At 40.0% G+C, this 16,323-nt stretch carries 20 protein-coding genes; 8 read left to right on the top strand and 12 right to left on the bottom strand.

Features of this window, described 5'->3' with window-relative positions:
• Positions 1-39: 39 nt before the first annotated feature.
• Positions 40-1,053 (bottom strand): alpha/beta hydrolase, encoded by a 1,014-nt coding sequence (locus IGL80_RS01470; protein ID WP_002404781.1) that lies wholly within the window; start codon positions 1,051-1,053, stop codon positions 40-42.
• 165 nt (positions 1,054-1,218) lie between these two features.
• Between IGL80_RS01470 and IGL80_RS01465 the strand changes: the two genes are divergently transcribed.
• Positions 1,219-1,764 carry a cysteine hydrolase family protein gene (locus IGL80_RS01465; protein WP_002358986.1) on the top strand — a complete coding sequence of 182 codons (546 nt, stop codon included), beginning with the start codon at positions 1,219-1,221 and terminating at the stop codon, positions 1,762-1,764.
• A 213-nt stretch (positions 1,765-1,977) separates the two neighbouring features.
• Here the strand turns inward: IGL80_RS01465 and lrgB are convergent, their stop codons facing one another.
• The 8 genes from lrgB to IGL80_RS01425 form a co-directional block, all read right to left on the bottom strand.
• A complete protein-coding gene (gene lrgB, locus IGL80_RS01460; RefSeq protein ID WP_002354830.1) occupies positions 1,978-2,661 on the bottom strand; it encodes an antiholin-like protein LrgB in 684 nt (227 codons plus the stop codon).
• Positions 2,658-3,077, bottom strand: a complete 420-nt coding sequence (gene lrgA / locus IGL80_RS01455) for an antiholin-like murein hydrolase modulator LrgA (protein WP_002354829.1) — start codon at positions 3,075-3,077, stop codon at positions 2,658-2,660. Before lrgA ends, lrgB begins: the two co-directional genes overlap by 4 nt.
• A gap of 151 nt (positions 3,078-3,228) precedes the next feature.
• Positions 3,229-3,957 (bottom strand): LytR/AlgR family response regulator transcription factor, encoded by a 729-nt coding sequence (locus IGL80_RS01450; protein ID WP_002358985.1) that lies wholly within the window; start codon positions 3,955-3,957, stop codon positions 3,229-3,231.
• Positions 3,938-5,707, bottom strand: coding sequence for a sensor histidine kinase (locus IGL80_RS01445; protein WP_002358984.1), 1,770 nt, complete (start codon positions 5,705-5,707; stop codon positions 3,938-3,940). Before IGL80_RS01445 ends, IGL80_RS01450 begins: the two co-directional genes overlap by 20 nt.
• Before the next feature lie 91 nt (positions 5,708-5,798).
• Positions 5,799-6,617: a MetQ/NlpA family ABC transporter substrate-binding protein gene (locus tag IGL80_RS01440; RefSeq protein WP_002354826.1), complete on the bottom strand. Its 819-nt coding sequence runs from the start codon at positions 6,615-6,617 to the stop codon at positions 5,799-5,801.
• Positions 6,618-6,629: 12 nt separating this feature from the next.
• Positions 6,630-7,301: a methionine ABC transporter permease gene (locus IGL80_RS01435; protein WP_002354825.1), complete on the bottom strand. Its 672-nt coding sequence runs from the start codon at positions 7,299-7,301 to the stop codon at positions 6,630-6,632.
• Positions 7,298-8,020: a methionine ABC transporter ATP-binding protein gene (locus IGL80_RS01430; protein WP_002354824.1), complete on the bottom strand. Its 723-nt coding sequence runs from the start codon at positions 8,018-8,020 to the stop codon at positions 7,298-7,300. The genes IGL80_RS01435 and IGL80_RS01430 overlap by 4 nt, the downstream gene beginning before the upstream one ends.
• Positions 8,021-8,381: 361 nt before the next feature.
• Positions 8,382-8,780: an OsmC family protein gene (locus IGL80_RS01425; RefSeq protein ID WP_002386234.1), complete on the bottom strand. Its 399-nt coding sequence runs from the start codon at positions 8,778-8,780 to the stop codon at positions 8,382-8,384.
• A 200-nt stretch (positions 8,781-8,980) separates the two neighbouring features.
• Here IGL80_RS01425 and rpsN point away from each other — a divergent pair, with 200 nt between their 5' ends.
• From rpsN to IGL80_RS01400, 5 genes are all read left to right on the top strand, one after another.
• Positions 8,981-9,250: a 30S ribosomal protein S14 gene (rpsN, locus tag IGL80_RS01420; protein ID WP_002354822.1), complete on the top strand. Its 270-nt coding sequence runs from the start codon at positions 8,981-8,983 to the stop codon at positions 9,248-9,250.
• 110 nt (positions 9,251-9,360) lie between these two features.
• Positions 9,361-9,510, top strand: coding sequence for a 50S ribosomal protein L33 (gene rpmG, locus IGL80_RS01415; protein ID WP_002354818.1), 150 nt, complete (start codon positions 9,361-9,363; stop codon positions 9,508-9,510).
• Between the two features lie 15 nt (positions 9,511-9,525).
• Positions 9,526-10,500, top strand: a complete 975-nt coding sequence (locus IGL80_RS01410) for a CobW family GTP-binding protein (RefSeq protein WP_002379001.1) — start codon at positions 9,526-9,528, stop codon at positions 10,498-10,500.
• A gap of 33 nt (positions 10,501-10,533) precedes the next feature.
• Entirely contained in the window at positions 10,534-10,656 is a 123-nt protein-coding gene (locus IGL80_RS01405) for a putative metal homeostasis protein (protein ID WP_002383181.1), read from the top strand.
• A 20-nt stretch (positions 10,657-10,676) separates the two neighbouring features.
• Complete coding sequence (locus tag IGL80_RS01400; RefSeq protein ID WP_010708369.1) at positions 10,677-12,212, top strand: zinc ABC transporter substrate-binding protein AdcA; 1,536 nt, start codon at positions 10,677-10,679, stop codon at positions 12,210-12,212.
• Between the two features lie 57 nt (positions 12,213-12,269).
• Here IGL80_RS01400 and IGL80_RS01395 read toward each other — a convergent pair whose 3' ends face one another.
• The 3 genes from IGL80_RS01395 to IGL80_RS01385 all read right to left on the bottom strand — a co-directional run bounded on the left by IGL80_RS01395 (position 12,270) and on the right by IGL80_RS01385 (position 15,131).
• Positions 12,270-13,244 carry a tRNA dihydrouridine synthase gene (locus IGL80_RS01395; protein WP_002413934.1) on the bottom strand — a complete coding sequence of 325 codons (975 nt, stop codon included), beginning with the start codon at positions 13,242-13,244 and terminating at the stop codon, positions 12,270-12,272.
• A gap of 188 nt (positions 13,245-13,432) precedes the next feature.
• Positions 13,433-14,203 (bottom strand): ABC transporter permease, encoded by a 771-nt coding sequence (locus IGL80_RS01390; RefSeq protein WP_002354811.1) that lies wholly within the window; start codon positions 14,201-14,203, stop codon positions 13,433-13,435.
• Positions 14,196-15,131: an ABC transporter ATP-binding protein gene (locus IGL80_RS01385; protein ID WP_002354809.1), complete on the bottom strand. Its 936-nt coding sequence runs from the start codon at positions 15,129-15,131 to the stop codon at positions 14,196-14,198. The genes IGL80_RS01390 and IGL80_RS01385 overlap by 8 nt, the downstream gene beginning before the upstream one ends.
• 257 nt (positions 15,132-15,388) lie before the next feature.
• On the opposite strand from IGL80_RS01385, the gene IGL80_RS01380 reads away from it, so the two are divergent.
• Both IGL80_RS01380 and IGL80_RS01375 read left to right on the top strand, forming a co-directional pair.
• Positions 15,389-15,808 carry a PTS sugar transporter subunit IIA gene (locus tag IGL80_RS01380; protein ID WP_002354802.1) on the top strand — a complete coding sequence of 140 codons (420 nt, stop codon included), beginning with the start codon at positions 15,389-15,391 and terminating at the stop codon, positions 15,806-15,808.
• Between the two features lie 12 nt (positions 15,809-15,820).
• Positions 15,821-16,312, top strand: coding sequence for a PTS system mannose/fructose/N-acetylgalactosamine-transporter subunit IIB (locus IGL80_RS01375; RefSeq protein WP_002354800.1), 492 nt, complete (start codon positions 15,821-15,823; stop codon positions 16,310-16,312).
• Positions 16,313-16,323: the final 11 nt, after the last annotated feature.

Raw genomic sequence — 16,323 nt, 5'->3', positions numbered from 1 at the left:
AATAAACAGAGGCCTTAGAAATATTTCTAAGGCCTCTGTTTATTTATACGTATTCACAAACTGGACTGTTTCTTGGTAACATTGTTTAGCTTCTTTTGTTTGATAGTCGAATTGATATTCATGGGTGATCGTTGCTTTCTTATCTTTGAAAAAGAGAGCTGAAACTGGAACATTTAAAGTTTTTAACCGCTGAACCAAGGCTAGTCCTTGCTCTTGGAATGAAAAACTATTGCCATCTGTTAGATACGTCGGGGGAAATTCTTTGGTGACTTTATCCACTAAACTCACTTCTTGCAGTTCTGCACTCGTCTGCCAGTCTTTAGTGCCGAGCAAAGACCAAGCCACTGTTTTAACGAAAAATTTCATAAAACGATTATCACTTTGTTGGTTGGCCATTTGTTTCAAATCCACTGGACCACAATACGAGAGTGTGCCTTTTAAATGGCTAGCCGGCAACGCTGCAGTCATCCCTAGTTCTTTGGCATAGTTGGCATTGGTTTGAACTGTTGCATATTGTAGAGCAATCTGTGCACCCGCACTGTCCCCGCCAATAAAAAGCTTAGATAAATCTAACATGGGATATGCTTGTTTCTTTTCTAATAAAAATTGAACAAGTTCATCGACCTGCTGGAGCTGGCTTGGATAAGGTGCGTCTGGTGCTAATTCATAATTCATTGAAATAAAGGCAACTGAGGAATCAGCCACTAAACGTGTCGCAAACTCTTTCATCCCAGACTTATCTCCTCCCACATAGCCACCACCATGGACCCATAAAACGACTGGTACCGCTTGTTTTGACGTTTGGGGATAATACAAATCAAAGGTATTCTTTTTTCTTGAAGAAGGGTATGTTTGATTTTCTTGCAATTGGACATTGGGCAATGCTTTATCATAGGAATCTGAATCTTTTATTTCAACTTCACCTGCGAATAACTGGTTGATGACCCAAGCGCCTGGCTTAGGAGATAATTGAAAGGCGAGAAACACGCCTAAGCAAATAACCACAAGGATTCCTAACAACCAAAGGATAAAACGTACGATTTTTCTTTTCACTCTATTCACCTGCTTTAATTTGTAGCAAAATTATAGCATGTTTTTTAGCCAAAGCGTTTATTTTGAAACAGCTTTTTTAGAATTTGATGTACTTTTATCATTTGAAATGCTTTCTTAAAAGCTGTAAAATGAACAAAATGACTTTAACCTTTAGGAGGTTGCCAAATGAAAGCTCTGATTTCCATTGATTATACGAATGATTTTGTCGCCACAGACGGAAAACTAACCACTGGTGCCGCTGGACAAGCTATTGAAACGGCCCTTGTTCAACAAACAAAGCACTATTTTGACAATGGCGATTTTGTGGTTTTTGCCATTGATGGGCATGACCCCCTAGATCGCTATCATCCTGAAAATAAACTTTTCCCGCCCCACAATGTCTTAGGAACTGACGGGCGTAATCTGTTTGGCTCGCTAGCTGATTTTTATCAAGCTCACAAAAATGAGGCAAGCGTTTATTGGATGAACAAACGACACTATTCTGCTTTTAGTGGTACAGATTTGGACATTCGATTACGAGAACGAGGAATTACAGAGCTTTGTTTAACTGGTGTTTGTACAGATATTTGCGTGTTGCATACGGCTGTCGATGCCTATAATTTAGGCTATCAATTAATGATTCCTGAACGCGCCGTTGCTAGTTTTGATGAACAAGGACACGAATGGGCGTTACGCCACTTTAAACAAACTTTAGGAGCAACCATTCTATAAAAAGACTGGTCAATCCTTCCATGCGCCCTATCTATACTCAAAAAATCGTGTGAACAACACAAAAGCCAACCTTACTATGGATAAGGTTGGCTTCTTTATGCTCATTTTAACTCCGAGCCTGCGGATTAGTGATAACTAGCATTCACAGAATAAGCAGAGACTGCTAGCTGATAGAAATTAGCTACTCATAAAAGAGTGAGGAAGCCCACTTTTTTATAGACCAATGACCGTTGCAAAGAAAGGAACTACTAAAACAGTAACTACGCCAACCACTACGACAGAAATACTAGCCATAGCAGCCTCTGTTTCGCCCATTTCCATGCCAACTGCCACACCTAGGGCATGTCCGGCCGCACCTAAAGCTAAACCTTTGGCGATTGGATTGTTAATTTTAAACCATTTCAATGCAATTCGGCCCAAGGCATAGGTTAGTACACCATTGAAGATTACAGTAAACGCCGTAATGGAAGCAATGCCGCCAACAGTTTGAGAAATAGGTACGGCAATCGCTGTTGTAGCTGCTTGTGGTAAGATTGAGGCCACTAAATGATTATCCATGCCAATCACTTTTCCTGCAAAATAAACAGCCACTAGCGAACCAAAAGAACCAATTGTTAACGCCGTTAAAATTTCTAACCAATATTTTTTCAATACGTCTCTCTTTTTATATAAAGGAATCGCAAACGCTACTGTCGCAGGCTCTAGAAAGAAGCTGATATATTTGCCACCTTCATTGTATTGCTCGTAACTAATTCCTGTTACTTTTAAAACGACAACGCCTAAAATCATCGCAACGAATAATGGCGTAAATAAGAAGAAACCTTTACTTTTTTTAAACAACCAAGTACCTATGCCAAATACAGCTAATGAAATAATAATGCCAACATACGGATTCATGCGCGAACCTCTCCTTTCGCTTTCTTCGTTGCTGCGGGTTCTTTTTCTTTTCGAGCATCTTTCATATGCAATAAAAAGGCGCCCGTCCAACCAGTCGTTGCTAGTAACGCTAGTGTCGCTACTAAAATAACAAAAACAATTTGAACGCCAAATTGTTGCATAATCCCTAAAGAATTAACTAAGGAAATCCCTGAAGGAACAAATAAAAATGTAATAACCGTTGATAAGCTATTACCTAGTCCTTCCACTTGCTCCAATTTAACAACTTTTGTACATAAACCAATGAACAATAACACCATGCCAATTACTGAAGCAGGCATTGGTATTGGGGAAATGAACGCCAAGCCGTTGGCGATTAACATAATAATGGCAAAAACTGCTGCTTGTTGTAAAAATGAATATACTTTCTTTTCCATTCTTCTTCGCTCCCTTTTGTCTGTTTTCTATGGGTTAAGTATATAAAGAAAACGTTTTTTTAAGGGCTTTTTTTCATGAAATGCCAGAATTTCTTCACCAAATGCAAAAATCACCACTTGAAATGCATTCGACATTTCAAGTGGTGATTTTTTAACTTAAGCCAAGTTTTTCTTTAAATTCTTTGACGTATGAACGGCTAACAGGTACTTTTGAGCCGTTGGTTAAAATTACTTGCAACGTGTTATTAAACCACGGCTGAATTTCTTGAATTTTTGTTCGATTCAAGATGAAACTTCGATGCGTTTTAATAAAGAGCGTGGCAGGTAATTTTTGTTCGATACTGTTGAGGGTCCCTGTCATCTTATAGACCTGTTGATCCACAAAAATGCTCAGTTGCCGTTCTTCGACAGAAACGAGGTAAATATCTTCTGGCGCCACAAGATAAATGCGGTCTTCCCCTTGAATAGGTATTGCTTCAGATTTTGGTCCTTTTTCGGCAGTGTTTTCTGGGACAGCTTGCCCCATTTCTTTCGATGCTTTTTCAATGACTTGTGTTATTTTTTCTTCTTCAAAAGGTTTCAAAATATAATCTTTTGCATTCACTTGAAAGGCCTTTAACGCATATTGATCATAGGCGGTTGCAAAGACCAAGTAGGGCGCTTTTTTAAGATGGGTTAATTTTTTCGCTAAATCAAACCCGCTTTCATCGGTCAAATGAATATCTAAAAATAACAAATCTGGCTTTTGATCCATCATCTCTTCCATTGCCTCCGCCACAGAATCCGCTTCTGCAACGCTCGTCACTTGCGGATGTTGGGAAACAAGATAGCTCAATTCTTCTCGTGCTAAGGGCTCATCATCAACGATTAATACGTGCATCTAATTCCTCCTGTTCCATCGGGATTTCTAAATGAACATGGCTCCCGCCTGTCTCTAAATTTTCAATTAAAAAACAACCTTCTGATCCATAAAGGTTCGCCATTCTGCGGGACAAGTTTTCCAGTGCCGTGCCGGTGCCTTTTTCCGAAGTCACTGTTGTCTTTCCTAATAGCAAGCGGCGTTCTTCAGGAATCCCTTGCCCATTGTCATACACATCCACATGTAATTTATGTTGTTTTGCTTTGACCACTACCCGAACTTGATTGTTCTCCTTCCGGCTGCCAAATGCATGCTTGATGGTATTTTCCACTAACACCTGAATCGCATACGGCGGTACTTTTTCTGAAGCAACCGCTTCTTCCACGTCAAATGTTACTTGATAACGATTCGGAAACCGTGCTTGTTCTAATGACAAATAGGCTTTTACTTGTTCTAGTTCTTGTGAAACTGGGATCGTAGTTTGCACGGCTCCTTGCAAGTTGCCTCGAAAGTATTTACTTAATTGGAGCAATAGTTTCCGCGCTTTTTCACTGTCTTTCCGCATTAATGCGGAAATAGTATTGATGGCATTAAAGAAGAAATGCGGGTTCACTTGCGCTTGCAAGGATTTAATTTCAGCTTCTTTAAGTAATTTTGATTGTACTTCCGCTTCCCCTAATTCAATTTGTGAAGAAAAAATTGTCCCAAGACCTTCTGCTAACTGCTCCTCGACATGCGTTAACTGCGCTGGATCCGTAAAGTACATTTTTAAGGTGCCAACAATTTGCTGATGGGAAAATAACGGAATCACAATCGCCGCTTGCAACGGACAATTAGGGTCTGAACAACCGACTTCTTCTTTGGCATGTGCGATGGTCATTCGGCCCGTCCGTAACACTTCCCGAGAAAGCTCTGTAATGACTTCTAGCTCTGGAATATGATGATCGCTTCCTGCGCCAACATGAGCTAAAATTTGATGACTGTTTGTCATGCTAATCGCACTGACTTTTGTATAATGCTTAATAATCTCCGCAACTTTTTTGCTGGAATTTTTATTGAGGCCTTCTCGAAAATATGGCAGTGTTTCCGCTGCTAATTCCAAAACATCGTGCGTCTGAACCGCTTTGGCCTGCTCTTCTTGTTTCAATGTCGTCGTTAGAATCGACATAAAAATGAACGTTCCTACGCTATTTAATAAAATCATCGGCAGCGCAATAAAACGAACCAACGTGGCCCCATCCGATAGATCACCGCTGAAAAAGAAAATAAAAATCATCTGAATCATTTCCATGCACGCTCCGACAATGGCAGAAAAGCCGGCAGACGGAAAAACGGTTTGCTTTGCCATACGGCTCCCTAAAAAACCGGCAATTAAGCCAACAATTAAAGAAGCAGGCACATAAAAGAAACTATGCCCCCCGCCTTGAATAACCCGATGAAAGCCAGCAATTAAACCAACCGTACTGCCGACAATCGGACCACCCACTAATCCAGAAACGCCAATTACTAACGTACGCGTATTCGCAATGGAAGCATTGCTGCTTAAATAGGTTAGTAAATTATTGGGAACAATCTGATTCTTAGCGATTTCGATACCTGTAAAATTAGAAATAATAGCAAATAAACCAAAAATCAAAATCAATTGAACTTTTGAAGACATTTTTTCACGACTTAATAAAACACGCTTAAAATAAGGCACATTCACTAAAAGAAAGGCCAGTAAAATAATTAAGCCCACCCGTTCCATCATTAAAATAAATAATTCGACCACACCGGCACCTCCTTCCTATTAACTATACTATAAATCAAGGAAAAGAAAAAAATGAAGCTTCTCAAAAAAGAAGCTTCATTTTTTCTATTTATTAAAACGCAGGAATATTGGCACCTTTAGAATTTTTCTTGATGTATTCAGCAACTTCTTTTGTTGTCATCGCTTCTTTTAAAACCTTGATCTTTTCGCTATCTTTTTCGCCTTTGCGTGTCACAACTTGCAATGCGTAATGTTTACTTGCTTCTTCATCTTCTAACAAGATCGCATCTTTCGTTGTTAAACCAGCAGGTTCTAAGTAGGCTGGGTAGCAGAACACCATAGCGATGTCTTTTTCATCATAGGCTTTAGCTAAATTCAGTAAATCAATGCTTTCAAAAGTGATGTTTTTAGGATTTTCCACGACATCTGCCACCGTACCGTTAAAGCCGACACCTTCTTTTAATTTAATCACGCCGTTTGCATTTAAAATTGCTAAAGCACGACCTTCATTGGTTGGATCGCTAGGAATCCCCACTTTGGCATTTTCAGGTAAATCTTTCGCATCTTGATATTCTTTTGAATAGAAACCACCAGCAAAATAATAAATCGGTTGAACAGCCACTAAATCAGCTTTTTTCTCTTTGTTAAACATTTCCATGAAGGGTTGATGTTGCGCAAAATTAGCATCCGCTTCGTCATGTTGCACGGCATCGTTGTAGGCAACATTGTCGCTCACTTCCATAATGTTAATTTTGTACCCTTTTTTCTCAGCTTCTTTCTTGGCAATCTCCAAGATATCTTTTGAAGATTCCAATTGCACGGCCACGGTAATCTCCTTGTCTTCTTTCTGATCTGCTTGTTTATTTCCCCCACAGGCAGCTAAAATAACTGTTGCAATAACAGCGAATGTTGCTAAATAAAACTTCTTCATTCTTTTGTCCTCCTACTTTCTTTTGTCTAGTTTTTGGGCAATGAAGTTCCCAAGCATTTGTAAAATGAAGACCAGTGCAATCATAATCACAATGGCAACATACATAATACCGTATTCATACCGTTGATACCCGACACGAACTGCAAAATCGCCAATCCCGCCGCCACCAACAACACCCATCACCGTGGAATATGAAACCATACTCACTGTCGTGGTTGTGTAAGCAAGAACCAATCCGCTACGTGCTTCCACCAATAAAAAGTGCCAAATGTATTGGACTTTCGAGGTACCTAACGAATTAGCTAAAAAATAAATTTCTTCTGGAACATCCAACAGCACTTGTTCAACCAAGCGAGCAAAAATCGCGATCGCAACAATACTCAATGGCACAGATGAAGGAATTGGGCCAAATGCCTTTCCTAAAACAGAACGAGTGACTGGAATCAACGCAATCACAAATAATAAATAAGGAAACGAGCGAATAACAGTTACAATGAAATTTAAAACCCAGTACAGCCAAGGTTGATGCCCTTTGACTTTCGGATTAGCCAAAAATAGTCCTAAGCCTAAAGGCAAGCCGACAAGCAAACAGATAGCCATCGAAATCGACATCATAATCCCTGTTTCTTTTAAACCAATCAGCATAGATGGCCAATATTCGGCAAAGGTTTCTGAAAAAGTCATGGGCGCAAACTCCTTTCCACTTTTTCTAAATAGGAAAGCGGTTCTTCCTCATATTGCTGAGGATTATTCAGAAATTCGCCAATTAACTGACCTTTTTCCATCACTAAGATACGATTACATAAGCGCTTCACGGTTTCTAATTCGTGACTAACAAAGAAAATAGTCGGTCGGAATTCCTGATGCGTCTTATGTAATAGTCGAACGACACTTTCTGTATTTTCTTCATCTAATGAACTCGTTGCCTCGTCACATAATAACCATTTTGGATTACGGCTCAACGCTCGAGCAATAGAGACACGCTGTTTTTCCCCACCAGAAAGCTGAGCAGGATACGCTTCTGCCTTATGGGCCATATCAACAAACGTTAATAAACGCTCAATTTTTTCAGGCTGTTTCTCTTTTAAAAGTTTCAAAGGCAACGCAACATTATCATAAATTTTCAAATTTTCTAACAAATTGTAATGCTGAAACACCATCCCCATTTGTTGTTGCTGCTGGCGAACTTCTTTTTTAGAGAAGGTTTGAACATTTCTGCCATCAATACGAATCTCCCCTTCACTCGGTTGTTCCATTAAATTCAACAAACGTAACAACGTGGACTTGCCAGAGCCACTTTTCCCAACAATCCCAACGATTTCTCCTGGTTGGACAGAAAAGTGAATATTTTTTAACGCGTGTGTCTCTTGATAGACTTTCGACACATTCACTAACTCAATCATGATTACCTCCTAAAGGCCGACAAACAAACTATAACAACTAAAAAAACTGTATAACAATTAAAGTAATTCTGTGAAACGATTTAAAAAAACTATTACGAATTAAAAAATAACACACGTTTCGAAAAACAGCGTTATATCAGATATGTAACTACTTACATCATCTACTAAAACAGAAAAAAAAGCAACCTTTTTATTTGTGAAAAAAACACTATCTGTTTTTTGTCTGTATTATTTTGTACAAATGAATTAAAAATTTCCTGTTTCTACAGCTATTTCCCTACGCTCCTCTAAAAAAAGACATTCTCAGAAACGAGGCATCCAAAAAGGGAAAAGCGCTCGTAACGATAATGTCTCTAATGGTTTACTTTTTAAATACAACTGTTTCTTCGACAGTAATTCTTTCAGCCAATGATTGAATCACTGGACAGTTTGGGGAGACAAGCTTCAAACACCGTGTCGCCCGTTCTTGAAAGGCTTCTGGAACAGTCACATAAAAGAGAATCGTCACCTGTTTTAATGGTTGTGCTCGTCTCTCTACTTCTCTTGAATACGTGACTTCTATTTTTTCAAACTCAAAGGGAATGTGCGAATTTTCCAAAACGGATTGATACACGTATCCCCCACAAGCGCCAATTGCCGAAACGAGCATTTGAACTGGCGAATATCCCTCTTCTTTTGCTAACACCCAGCGCGCTGTTTTCGTTTGTAATTCAAATTTTTCCACACCACGAATAATCGTCAAACGTTCTACCATTGCCATCTTCACTCCTTTTTACTCTTTCTTAAAAGATACTACAAAACAGCGCTAAAACAAACATTTCTAACTTCTCAACTTAGCAAGTCCTAAAAAAAACGAAATTCTCACTTGACAAATAACGCAACACCTGATAATATACTTCCGTTCAAATCGTAAACGTTACGATTTATATTTTATAAATCCAAAAAGAAAGGAAGTGCCTTATGGCTAAAAAATCAAAAATTGCTAAAGCAAAAAAACAACAAGCAATGATTGCAAAATATGCGCCTATTCGCCAAGCCTTAAAAGAAGCTGGCGATTATGAAGGTCTTAGCAAATTGCCAAAAGATGCTCATCCAAGTCGCTTAAAACTCCGCGATCAAACAGATGGGCGCCCACGTGGCTACATGCGTAAATTTGGCATGTCTCGGATTCGTTTCCGTGAATTGGCTCACCAAGGCTTGATTCCTGGCGTCAAAAAAGCAAGCTGGTAACTCATTATTTCGATAAAGACAACTAGCGAGGACAGTCGCATTTGGGCTGACCTCGCAGCCCCCTTTATCTTTTATACGCAATTAAAAAAATCAAATTGGAGGACGGCACTATGCGCCAAACCATTACGTTAGCTTGCGCTGAAACTGGCGAGCGCCTTTACTTAACAAGTAAAAACAAACGAAATACACCAGAAAAATTACAGCTGAAAAAATATTCACCAAAACTACGGCGCCGCGCACTTTTCACTGAAGTCAAATAACAGGAGGAAAACTTGATGGGCATTCCAATCACCATTGTTTCTGGCTTTTTAGGCGCAGGAAAAACAACCTTAATTAACCATGCGCTTGCGCAGTCACCGTTTCCTAAAGAAGAAATTATTATTATTGAAAATGAATTTGGTCAAACAGGCGTTGACCACGCATTACTATTACAAACCACGGAACGAATTATTCAATTAAATAACGGTTGCATGTGTTGCAGCTTACGAGGAGATCTTCTTGCCTCTTTATCAGCAATCTTAGAAGTGTACCAAGAAGAACAACAAACCGTTGCCCAAGTCATTTTAGAAACAACGGGCATTGCTGATCCGCAACCAATCATTCAAACAATTTTAACGACCCCGCACATCAAAAATCATTTCTATATAGACAGTCTCTTAACGGTCGTTGATGGGCATCATTGGCAACAGCAGCTTCAAGAAGCCGAAGCCATCAAACAACTGGCCTTAGCAGATCGCCTCTTTTTTTCTGTCAAGGAACCAGCAGACAGCACTCAGCTACCAACGTTCCAAGAAACCCTTCGTACCATTAATCCTTTTGCTGATATTTTATCCTTTCAAGCCAACGAGCCTCTTTTGGCTAGTGACTTTTTTCAATTAAATAAGTTTACGGCGACACTTACAGAACACGAAATGACTCATTCCCCGCATGAGCACGCCCACGAGCATCATCACCATACCTTTCACTCCCTCACGCTAACGGCGTCCTCAGCCATCAACGAACCTCTTTTCACTCGTTGGCTTGATTGGTTAATGTATACGCATCAGGAAAAGTTATACCGTTTCAAAGGGATTCTCGCCTTACAGGAGCATGACTTGGCCATTGCCATGCAAGGCGTCAACCAGCAAGTGGCCTTTCAAATGACGAATCAACCCCCTCAAGAAACGACAATTGTTCTGATTGGCAAAGAATTAGAGACAAAAAAAATCCAAGAAACCTTTCAAACCCTCAACAAAATAGCTACTCCGTAAATTATTTTTTACGAAATGGAGGTCCTATATATAATGGAAAAAACTGACTTATCTAGCGCTTATCGTCGACTGAAAAGTCCCAACATCAAAACACGAAAACGCGCACTTAAAATCATTAAAGAACATAAGCGCAATAAACAAAAGAAAATTGCGTAATTCACTAAAGGAGCACACCTATGAAAAAATTTACTCTTCCCCTGTTAGCCGCCTTATCGCTAATCCTTTTCGGCGCTTGCGGCAAAACAAACACCTCTGATAAAACCGCTGACGGCAAAGAAAAACTATCCATTGTCACGACTTTTTATCCTATGTACGATTTCACTAAAAATATTGTAGGCGATGAAGGAGACGTCAAATTGTTAATCCCTGCTGGTTCTGAACCACACGATTATGAACCATCCGCCAAAGATATGGCTACCATCCATGATGCGGATGTTTTCGTTTACCACAATGAAAATATGGAATCTTGGGTACCAAAAGCTGCTAAAGGCTGGAAAAAAGGAGCCCCGAACGTCATTAAAGGTACCGAAAACATGGTCTTACTTCCTGGCAGTGACGAAGACGGACACGACCATGACCACGAACATGGCGAAGACGGACACCACCATGAATTAGACCCGCATACTTGGGTTTCGCCCCATCGTGCCATCCAAGAAGTCACAAACATCAAAGAACAATTAGTCAAACTTTACCCTAAAAAAGCCAAAACATTTGAAACAAACGCAGAAAAATACTTAACAAAATTAACAGCCTTAGACAAAGAGTTTCAAACAGCTTTGAAAGACGCTAAGCAAAAAAGTTTTGTTACCCAACATGCTGCATTTGGTTATCTTGCCTTAGATTACGGCTTAAAACAAGTACCAATAGCTGGTTTAACACCTGAACAAGAGCCCACTGCAGGGCGCTTGGCAGAGTTGAAAAAATATGTCACAGATAACCAAATTCGCTATATTTATTTTGAAAAAAATGCCAACGATAAAATTGCTAAAACGTTAGCTGACGAAGCAAATGTTCAATTGGAGGTCCTAAACCCGCTAGAAAGTTTGACACAAAAACAAATGGACAATGGCGAAGATTATCTTTCTGTAATGAAAGAAAACTTAACTGCTTTGAAAAAAACAACAGATACAGCTGGGAAAGAGGTTCAGCCAGAAACCTCTGAAAAAACAGAAAAAACCGTGGCTAACGGCTATTTCAAAGACAGTGAGGTGGCTGAGAGAACACTGCCAGATTACGCTGGAAATTGGCAATCCGTCTATCCTTTATTAAAAGATGGCACATTAGACCAAGTCTTCGATTACAAAGCGAAACTGAAAAAAGATAAAACACCAGCCGAATACAAAACCTACTATGATGCCGGCTATCAAACCGATGTCGACCACATCAACATCACTGATTCCACCATCGAGTTTCTGGTCGATGGCAAACCACAAAAATTCACCTATAAAGCAGCCGGTTATAAAATTTTAAACTATGCAAAAGGCAACCGTGGCGTCCGTTTCCTTTTTGAAACAGACGATGCCAATGCTGGGCGGTTTAAATACGTCCAATTTAGCGACCACAACATCGCACCAACGAAAGCCGCTCATTTCCACATCTTCTTCGGCGGCGATAGCCAAGAAAGTCTGTTCAATGAAATGGACAACTGGCCAACGTATTATCCAAACGACTTAAGCAAACAAGAAATTGCCCAAGAAATGATTGCGCATTAAGCATTCAAAAGAGAGAAGGTAGCATTAGCTAAAATGCTACCTCCTCTCTTTTTTTATTTAGTCAAGCACACCATGTTCTGCTTCAAACGTCGCTAACAACTGGCGCACTTCATCCGTTGATTTTGTATTCATTAATTGTGCTCTTAAATCACTGGCACCTGGAAAGCCTTTGACATAAATTTTGAAGAAGCGATGCAGCCCAACGATGGAGCGAGGCACCAATTCTGCATACTTGTCTTGCAAATCCAATTGTAAACGTAGCAAGCCCAGCAATTCTTGTGGCGTATGCGTTTTGGGTTCTTTTTCAAAGGCATAAGGATTTTTAAAAATCCCCCGACCAATCATGATGCCATCTACACCATATTGTTCTGCTAATTCTAGGCCCTTTTGACGATCGGGAATATCCCCATTAATCGTAATTGTCGTTTGCGGTGCGACACGGTCCCGAATAGCCATAATTTGCGGAATGACCTCCCAATGGGCATCCACTTTGCTCATCTCTTTTCGTGTTCGCAAATGAATGGATAGATTCGCAATGTCTTGCTCTAATAAATGCGTGATCCACGCCTCCATTTCCGCCATTTCAGTAAACCCAATGCGTGTTTTGACACTAACAGGTAAGCCACCTGCTTTGGCGGCGTCAATCAATTCAGCCGCGACTTCTGGGCGCAAAATTAGCCCGCTGCCTTTTCCACGCTCAGCCACGTTAGGCACAGGACAGCCCATATTTATGTCTAACCCTTGAAAGCCCATCTCCGCTACGCCGATACTCATTTCACGGAAAAATTCCGGTTTATCTCCCCAAATATGTGCCACCATCGGCTGTTCATCTTCTGTAAAAACGAGGCGCCCGCGCACACTGTCTTTCCCTTCAGGATGACAATAACTATCTGAATTAGTAAACTCTGTAAAAAACACATCTGGTGCCCCAGCTTCTTTCACGACATGACGAAAGACCACATCAGTGACGTCTTCCATCGGTGCTAAAACAAAAAAGGGCTTTGGCAATGTTGCCCAAAAATTCTTGCTCATCTTCATATACTCCGTTTCTGATTTTTTCTTTATTTTCAACGACAACTTGTCGACATATTCTGGTGCGAAACATTGCTATTATACAGGGAAATGCACGAAGAATCAAAAAAGGCATACTTAGAAACAAGAAAACTGTCTGAATCTGCTCGCTAGAATGAGTGATTCAGACAGTTTAATCTTTTTACGGCTTAACTACGTAAACCACGCCCTGTTTCTACAAGGTACCAGCAAATGCCATATAAAACGACAATAAATAAGATTAAAATGGTCATAGAAATACCAATTGGCACATCTTGAACCCCTAGGAAACCGTAGCGGAACCCAGAAATCATGTAAACAATCGGATTAACTTTTGAGACAGCTTGCCAAAATGGCGGCAACATGGAAATGGCATAGAAAACCCCACCCAAATAGGTTAAAGGCTGTAACACAAAGGTCGGCACAATCGATACATCATCATAGGATTGCGCAAAAATACCATTTAACAAACCAGCTAAAGAAAAGAGAATCGCTGTCATCAATAAAGTCATGATGACCATCAGCCAAGAAACAACGTGCAATGGGACGAAAAATAGAGAAATGATGGTGACTAACGCACCGACCAAAATACTACGACCAACGCCACCAATCACAAATCCCCAAATAATCACATGAGTTGGAACTGGCGCCACGAGAATTTCTTCGATATTTTTCTGGAATTTTTGTGAGAAAAAGGAAGATGAAACATTGGCGTACGAGCTTGTAATGGCTGACATCATAATTAAACCTGGCACGATAAATTCCATATAAGAAAAACCGCCCATGTCGCCAATTCGCCCGCCAATCATTTTCCCAAAAATCACAAAATATAAGGACGTCGTAATCACTGGCGGTACCAGTGTTTGGACCCAAATCCGTAAATAACGGTTGGTTTCCTTCACAGCTAAACTTTTTAAAGCAGTAAAATACAGACTAAACATGTTGATCCTCCCTTTGGTACGTATCCTCGGTAATCTTCAAGAAGAGCTCTTCCAAACGGTTGGACTTATTCCGCATTGACAATACTTTGATTCCTTGTTGACTTAGCTGTTCAAACAAGTGATTGACTCCTTGGTTTCGTTCCACTTCCACCGCTAACGTTAACTCGTCCTCAAATACGCTTTGATAGCCTTCAATAACTGGCGCCTGCGTATAAGGTGCTAAATCAAAAATAAACGTTTCAAATTGTAATTTTGCTAACAAGTGCTTCATGCTGGTGTTTTCAATCAATTCACCAGACTGAATAATCCCAATGTTGCGACACAACATCTCAGCTTCTTCTAAGTAATGGGTCGTCAAAATAATCGTGGTTCCCTGCGCATTTAACTCTTGTAAAAAGGCCCACATTTCACGGCGCAATTCAATATCGACACCTGCAGTTGGTTCATCTAAAATCAATAACTTCGGCTCATGCATCAGCGCGCGAGCAATCATCAAGCGACGTTTCATTCCGCCAGAAAGCATTCGCGCCCGTTCGTTCCGTTTTTCCCATAAATTGGATTGTTTTAAATACTTTTCACTCCGTTTCATGGCTTCTTTACGAGACACCCCATAATAGCCCGCTTGATTGACCACAATCTGCTGGACCGTTTCAAACGGATTGAAGTTAAACTCCTGCGGCACTAACCCAATCTGTTGCTTCGCCCGCACCATTTCCGTATCTAAATCATACCCAAAAATTTTGACTTTCCCCGAAGTCTTATTAACTAACGAGGTCACAATCCCAATCGTCGTTGATTTTCCTGCGCCATTCGGTCCCAAAAGAGCATAAAAATCGCCTTCTTCGACTGTTAAATCAATCCCCCGCAACGCTTCAACACCTGAAGCGTACACTTTGCGTAAATCTTGTATCACAAGAGCATCAGTCATTCGTAACTCTCCTTAATGTATAAATATTCATGAATATTATTGTAACACTTCTCGATAAAAACGGGGGTTATTTTGATTAAATTTCACAGTTTTGCTTAGCTATTTTTCAACAACAAACTAGCCAACGATTAACGTGTTTATTTTGACTTGAAACTGTTTAAACAGTTTCGAGAGCGTTAAAACCCTTTCAAATCAAGGATTTAGAGTTCTCTTTTTTTGGCACAGAACTTGCTTTATATAAAAGTGAGGTGAAAAGAATGAAAAGAAAATTTTTAATTGCTAGTCACGGAAACTTAGCGAAAGGCTTCCAAAGTTCCTTGGATATTCTCGCAGACAAAGGAAAAGAGCTGGCGGTCATCAATGCCTATGTGACTCCTGAGGACTACACGCCAATTATTCAAACGTTTCTTCAGTCCCTTGGCGCAGAAGAACAAGCTATTATTTTAACAGATTTATATGGTGGTAGTGTCAATCAAAAAATTGTTCAAGAAGTCATGACGACAAAACCAGACAATGTTTTTATCATTTCCAATGCCAACTTAGCCATTGCCTTGTCGCTGATTTTCTTAAAAGAAGGCGAAAAGCTAACCAAAGAAGATATTCAAGCAGCAATTGCTGAAGCACAAATTCAATTCGTTGAATTAAACCCATCAAATGAAGAAGAAAACTTTTTTTAGGAGGAAATTAAAATGATTACACAAGTACGAGTAGACGACAGATTAATTCACGGCCAAGTAGCCGTAGTTTGGACCAAAGAATTGAATGCCCCCTTATTAGTTGTAGCGAATGATGAAGCAGCCAAAAACGAAGTAATGCAAATGACATTAAAAATGGCTGTCCCTAATGGCATGAAACTATTAATTCGCTCAGTTGATGATGCGATTGATGTCTTCAATGATCCTCGTGGTAAAGACAAACGAATTTTTGTAATTGTGAACAGTGTAGCGGATGCTACTAAAATTGCGAAAAACGTGACAGATATTGAAAGTGTGAATGTTGCCAACGCTGGCCGCTTTGATAAATCAGATCCAGCCACCAAAACAATGGTTTTCCCGAGTGTCCAATTAAACCCTGAAGAGTTAGAAGCTGCCAAAGAATTAGCCAGTTTGACTCACGTGGAAAGCTATAACCAAGTACTGCCAACCAACTCAAAATTAAGTCTAAAACAAGCCGTCAATTAAAAGGAGGAAAT

This window comes from Enterococcus sp. DIV2467a (genome assembly GCF_050532945.1).
Classification (GTDB): domain Bacteria; phylum Bacillota; class Bacilli; order Lactobacillales; family Enterococcaceae; genus Enterococcus; species Enterococcus faecalis.
Note: the sequence above shows the minus strand (reverse complement) of the source record. Positions and strands in the feature narration are given on the sequence as shown.